This window comes from Ramlibacter sp. (assembly GCF_029866045.1).
Taxonomy (GTDB): Bacteria; Pseudomonadota; Gammaproteobacteria; order Burkholderiales; family Burkholderiaceae_C; genus Ramlibacter.
Map to the genome: position 1 here is coordinate 1 of NZ_JARXAB010000134.1, position 5,323 is coordinate 5,323.

At 63.6% G+C, this 5,323-nt stretch carries 5 protein-coding genes and 1 pseudogene; all 6 read left to right on the plus strand.

Going from position 1 to position 5,323, the window contains the following annotated elements; translation table 11 throughout:
* On the plus strand, nt 1–880 hold an 880-nt coding region (locus QE494_RS13965; protein ID WP_300044166.1), incomplete at its 5' end, for a PDZ domain-containing protein.
* A 574-nt stretch (nt 881–1,454) separates the two neighbouring features.
* Nucleotides 1,455–3,263, plus strand: a complete 1,809-nt coding sequence (gene lepA / locus QE494_RS13970; protein WP_300044168.1) for a translation elongation factor 4 — start codon at nt 1,455–1,457, stop codon at nt 3,261–3,263.
* Between the two features lie 10 nt (nt 3,264–3,273).
* On the plus strand, nt 3,274–4,245 hold the full coding sequence (lepB, locus tag QE494_RS13975) for a signal peptidase I (RefSeq protein WP_300044170.1): 972 nt from the start codon (nt 3,274–3,276) through the stop codon (nt 4,243–4,245).
* A 168-nt stretch (nt 4,246–4,413) separates the two neighbouring features.
* Nucleotides 4,414–4,557, plus strand: a complete 144-nt coding sequence (locus QE494_RS13980; RefSeq protein ID WP_300044172.1) for a hypothetical protein — start codon at nt 4,414–4,416, stop codon at nt 4,555–4,557.
* Between the two features lie 15 nt (nt 4,558–4,572).
* Nucleotides 4,573–4,734: pseudogene (locus QE494_RS18530) on the plus strand (DUF4845 domain-containing protein); the annotation flags it as partial.
* Nucleotides 4,731–5,323: ribonuclease III (rnc, locus tag QE494_RS13985; protein WP_300044174.1), on the plus strand; the 593-nt coding region annotated here is incomplete at its 3' end. The pseudogene QE494_RS18530 and the gene rnc, both read left to right, overlap by 4 nt.

A 5,323-nucleotide genomic window follows, 5' to 3' on the forward strand; every position in this document is an offset into this window, starting at 1 on the left:
CACTGCCGGCATCGTCAGCGCCAAGCAACGCGACACCGGCGACTACCTGCCCTTCATCCAGACCGATGTGGCGATCAACCCCGGCAACTCCGGCGGCCCCCTGATCAACCTGCGCGGCGAGGTGGTGGGCATCAACAGCCAGATCTATTCCCGCTCGGGCGGCTTCATGGGCATCTCCTTCGCGATCCCGATCGACGAAGCCATGCGCGTGGCCGACCAACTGCGCAGCCCGACCGGCCGTGTGAGCCGGGGCCGCATTGGCGTGGCGATCGACCAGGTTACCAAGGACGTGGCCGAATCCATCGGCCTGGGCCGGCCCCAGGGCGCTCTGGTGCGCAGCGTGGAGTCGGGCTCGCCGGCAGACAAGGCCGGCGTGGAGGCCGGCGACATCATCCTGCGCTTCGACGGCAAATTGATCGAGCGCGCCAGCGACCTTCCGCGCCAGGTTGGCAACACCAAGCCGGGCAGCCGTTCGACCGTGACCGTGTTCCGGCGCGGCGCCCAGCGTGACCTCTCCGTGGTGGTCGCCGAGATAGAGCCCGACCGCAGCGAGCGCCGCGCCAGCGCGCCGCAGCGAGAAGAACGTCCGCGCGGTTCGGCGGCGGCACAGTCCCTTGGCCTGACCGTTGCCGAACTCACCGAAGCGCAACGTAAAGAGCTCAAGTTCAAGGGCGGCGTGCGGGTGGAGGCGGCGGCCGACGCGGCCGTCCGCGCTGGCATGCGCGAGGGCGATGTCATCGTCTCGGTGGGCAATGCGGAGGTGGCCAATCTGCGCGAGTTCGAGGCAGCCATCGCGCGTGCTGACCGCAGCCGGCCGATCGCTTTCCTGGTGCGCCGCGGCGAGCAGGCGGTTTATCTGCTTGTCCGCCCCACCCGCTGATGTCTGGCCCGGGTCGCGGCCCCAGGGCTGGCGGCCCAGGCGCTGGCGGAGCCGGGCAGGGCGGTTGGAAGGACAGGGGTATAGCCCCTTACCCCGCTCGGGATTACCGTCTTTCCCAGGCTCTGAAAGCCCCTGAAAAAAAATATTTGGACCCTCCAGGCTCGCACCAAAGTATGAGTAGGCGCTCACAAAGCCAGGACCTAAACACCTTTTCGATAGAATCAGGGCCTTGTTACTGCGTCTCCGGGGCATATTGAAACAGGGGCACGATCACGATGCGGGATGGACTCAGGATAACCACCGCTCGTCCACAGATCGCCCACATGTTGTCCCAAGGTCACCCTCCACCATCTGTTAATAAGCTGTGAATAAAAGCCTTGTTGTTGGCCTGCAACTCCCCCGGGGGGCTTGCTCCCGGCTGTACGCCGGGGGGTTTTTGCCTACAATGAAGCTCCAACCTTCGCAGTTGCCAATGATTGTTGGTTCAGGGCGCGTCGTCTTTCGACGCGCCCTTTTTTCTTGCCCGCTTCCCTTTGAAGCCCTTTGAATTCAATCACTTAAGTCCGCTGTCTTGATGAATCACATCAGAAACTTTTCGATCATTGCGCACATCGACCATGGCAAGTCGACGCTCGCCGACCGCCTGATCCAACGCTGCGGTGGACTGTCTGATCGCGAGATGTCAGAGCAGGTACTGGATTCGATGGATCTCGAGAAAGAGCGTGGGATAACCATCAAGGCGCAGACCGCCGCACTGCAATACAAGGCGCGTGATGGTCAGGTCTACAACCTCAACTTGATCGATACGCCCGGTCACGTCGACTTCTCGTACGAGGTCTCGCGTTCGCTCTCCGCTTGCGAAGGCGCGCTGCTGGTGGTGGACGCCAGCCAGGGCGTGGAGGCGCAAACAGTCGCCAACTGCTACACCGCGTTGGAGCTGGGCGTGGAGGTGCTGCCGGTCCTGAACAAGATGGACCTGCCGCAGGCCGATCCAGAGAACGCCAAGGCCGAAGTTGAGGACGTGATCGGCATCGACGCCTCAGAAGCCATTCCCTGCTCCGCCAAGACCGGCATGGGCATCGACGAAATCCTCGAGGCCATCATCGCCAAGGTGCCGGCGCCCAAGGGAAACCCCGATGCTCCGCTGCGCGCCATGATCATCGACAGCTGGTTCGACAGCTACGTCGGCGTGGTGATGCTGGTACGGGTGGTCGACGGCAGCCTCAAAAAGGGCGAGCGCATCAAGCTGATGGCCGCCGACGCCTTCTTCGAGGCCGGCAGCCTGGGCGTGTTCACGCCGGGTAACGAGCCGCGCGATTCGCTGAACGCGGGCGAGGTGGGCTACATCATTGCCGGCATCAAAGAGCTGACCGCCGCCAAGGTGGGCGACACCGTCACCCTGGAAAAGAAGCTGCCGAACAACGCCGGCCCGGCCACCGAGGCGCTGCCTGGCTTCAAGGAGATCCAGCCGCAGGTCTTTGCCGGGCTGTACCCGACCGAGGCCAATCAGTACGACTCCCTGCGCGACAGCCTCGAAAAGCTCAAGCTCAATGACGCCTCGCTGCACTTCGAGCCTGAGGTGAGCCAGGCCTTGGGCTTTGGCTTTCGCTGCGGTTTCCTGGGTCTGCTGCACATGGAGATCGTGCAAGAGCGCCTTGAGCGGGAGTTTGACCAGGACCTCATCACCACCGCCCCCAGCGTGGTCTACCAGGTGGTCAAGGGCGACGGCGAAGTGATCATGGTGGAGAACCCCTCCAAGATGCCCGACCAGGGTCGCATCGAGGAGATCCGCGAGCCCATCGTGACAGTGCACCTGTACATGCCGCAGGAATACGTGGGGCCGGTCATGACCCTCGCCAACCAGAAGCGCGGCGTGCAGTTGAACATGTCCTACCACGGGCGCCAGGTCATGCTCACCTATGAGCTCCCCCTGGGCGAGATCGTGCTGGACTTCTTTGACAAGCTCAAATCGGTCAGCCGGGGCTACGCCTCGATGGACTATGAGTTCAAGGAGTACCGCGCCTCGGACGTGGTGAAGGTCGACATCCTGCTCAATGGCGAGAAAGTCGACGCGCTGTCCATCATCGTGCACCGCAGCCAGTCGCAATACCGCGGTCGTGCGGTGGCAGCCAAGATGCGCGAGATCATCAGCCGGCAGATGTTTGACGTGGCCATCCAGGCGGCCATCGGCGCCAATATCATCGCGCGCGAATCGATCAAGGCGCTGCGCAAGAACGTGCTGGCAAAATGCTACGGCGGCGACATCAGCCGCAAGCGCAAGCTCCTTGAGAAACAAAAAGCAGGCAAGAAACGCATGAAGCAGATCGGCTCGGTTGAAGTTCCCCAGGAGGCCTTTCTTGCCATCCTGCAGGTCGAGGATTGAGGGTCATTTCATGCCGCTGCTGACCGCCATCGTCCTTGCCGCTTTCGTTGCCTACGCCGGTTCCTGGTACACCGGTGTCATCGAGGGCAACTTCGCGCTGCTGCTTTTGCTGGCTACCACCGTCACCGGTGTCTACTGGCTTGGCGAGCGCTTTTACTTCCTGCCTCGTCGGCGCGAAGCCGCGGCCCGCCTGGAGGCGGAGGCCGCCGCCCGCCGCGCCAGCCTGGCTGCCCAGGGCATCACACAAACCGACAACGCCGATCACCTGGCGGCCGCGCGCGACAAGCTGCTGGCCCAGCCCTGGTGGCTGGACTGGACCGCCGGGCTCTTTCCGGTGATCGTCGCCGTCTTTGTGCTGCGCTCCTTCTTGTTTGAGCCCTTCAAGATTCCTTCGGGCTCCATGATCCCCACGTTGCTCGTGGGCGACCTGATTCTGGTGAACAAGTTCACCTACGGCCTGCGGCTGCCGGTGGCCAACACCCGCATCACCGAGGGCACGCCCCCGGCCCGTGGCGACGTGATGGTGTTTCGCTACCCGCCGCGTCCCAGCCTCGACTACATCAAGCGGGTGGTCGGACTGCCGGGCGACGAAGTGGCCTACCTGAACAAGCGGCTCACCATCAATGGCAAGCCGGTGTCCAAGGAAAGCCTGCCCGACTTCTTCGACAAGGACGGCATGCGCTACTCCAAGCAGTTCGAGGAACTTCTGGGCGACAAGCGTCACGGCCTCCTCAACGACGCGGACCGCCCCGCGTTTGTGCCGGGCGTCGAGCCCTTTCCCTTCCGCGAAAACTGCAGCTACACCGTCGAAGGCGTGACCTGCAAGGTGCCGGCCGGTCACTACTTCATGCTGGGTGACAACCGCGACAACTCGCTCGACTCGCGCTATTGGGGCTTTGTGCCCGAGGCCAATATCGTGGGCAAGGCCATCTTCGTCTGGATGAACTTTAGTGATTTAAAGCGCATCGGAAGCTTCCAGTAATTGCTGGTCCGCAGTACTCTTGTGCTCAGCACTGCCATCCAGACCCTGCCCGCCATGCACACGGCCCACCGCCCGTTCAACTCTGCGTCACACGCCGCGTCCGCGCTCGGCTTACGCAGCCGGGCAGCCGCGCCCAGCCGGATCGTTCGCCCCAGTCGCTTGGCTGGCTTGACGCTCTGGTCTTGGCTGGTGCTGCTTGGGCTGGGTGCCTTGTTTCTGGTCACTGGCGCGCGTTGCCTGCCGGTGCTTCTGGAGTACCAGGGCGTGACCAAGGCGGCCCATCGTGCCGCCCGAGCTGCAACCGTTGCCTAGGCGCGGGCCGAGTTTGATCGTGTCGCCCTGGTGGAGGGCGTTCGCTCGGTCCAGGGCACTGACCTTGCCATTGAGGGGAGCGCAGCCGGATTGAGGGTGCGCTTTGCCTACCAGCGCGAAATCCCGCTGGCTGGGTCTGCCTACCTGGTCTTCAAGCTCTCCGGGGACGCGCCATGAGCAGCCCCGGCGACTCACCCTCTCCTTTGCACGAGACGCTGCAGCAGCGCCTGGGTCACCGCTTTGCCGACACCGCGCTTCTCACGCAGGCGCTCACCCACCGCAGCTTCTCGTCCACCCACAACGAACGCCTAGAGTTCTTGGGCGACTCGGTTCTCAACCTGGTGGTTGCCGACCTGCTGTTCGAGCGCCTGCAGTCCTTGCCCGAGGGCGACCTTTCGCGTGTGCGCGCCAACCTAGTCCGGCAAGAAACCTTGCATCAACTGGCCGAGGGTCTTGAACTGTCCGACGTATTGAGTCTGGGCGAAGGCGAGTCGCGCTCGGGCGGTGCCCGCCGGCCATCCATCCTGGCTGACGCGCTCGAGGCGGTGATCGGTGCGGTGTACCTCGACGCCGGCTTTGACGCCGCTCGTGCCCTGGTGCGCCGGCTATTTGCCGACGTCGAGATCAAGCCTGAAATGCAGGCCGCCGCCAAGGACCCCAAAACTGAGCTGCAGGAGTGGCTGCAGGGCCGGCGCATGCAGTTGCCGATCTACCGCGTGGTGGGCACCCTCGGGGCGGCCCACAAGCAGACCTTTGATGTTGAGTG

What these genes read in the sequence shown, in the direction of transcription:
- lepA (WP_300044168.1), top strand. Translation starts at nt 1,455, where the DNA reads ATGAATCACATCAGAAACTTTTCGATCATTGCGCACATCGACCATGGC.
- lepB (WP_300044170.1), top strand. Translation starts at nt 3,274, where the DNA reads ATGCCGCTGCTGACCGCCATCGTCCTTGCCGCTTTCGTTGCCTACGCC.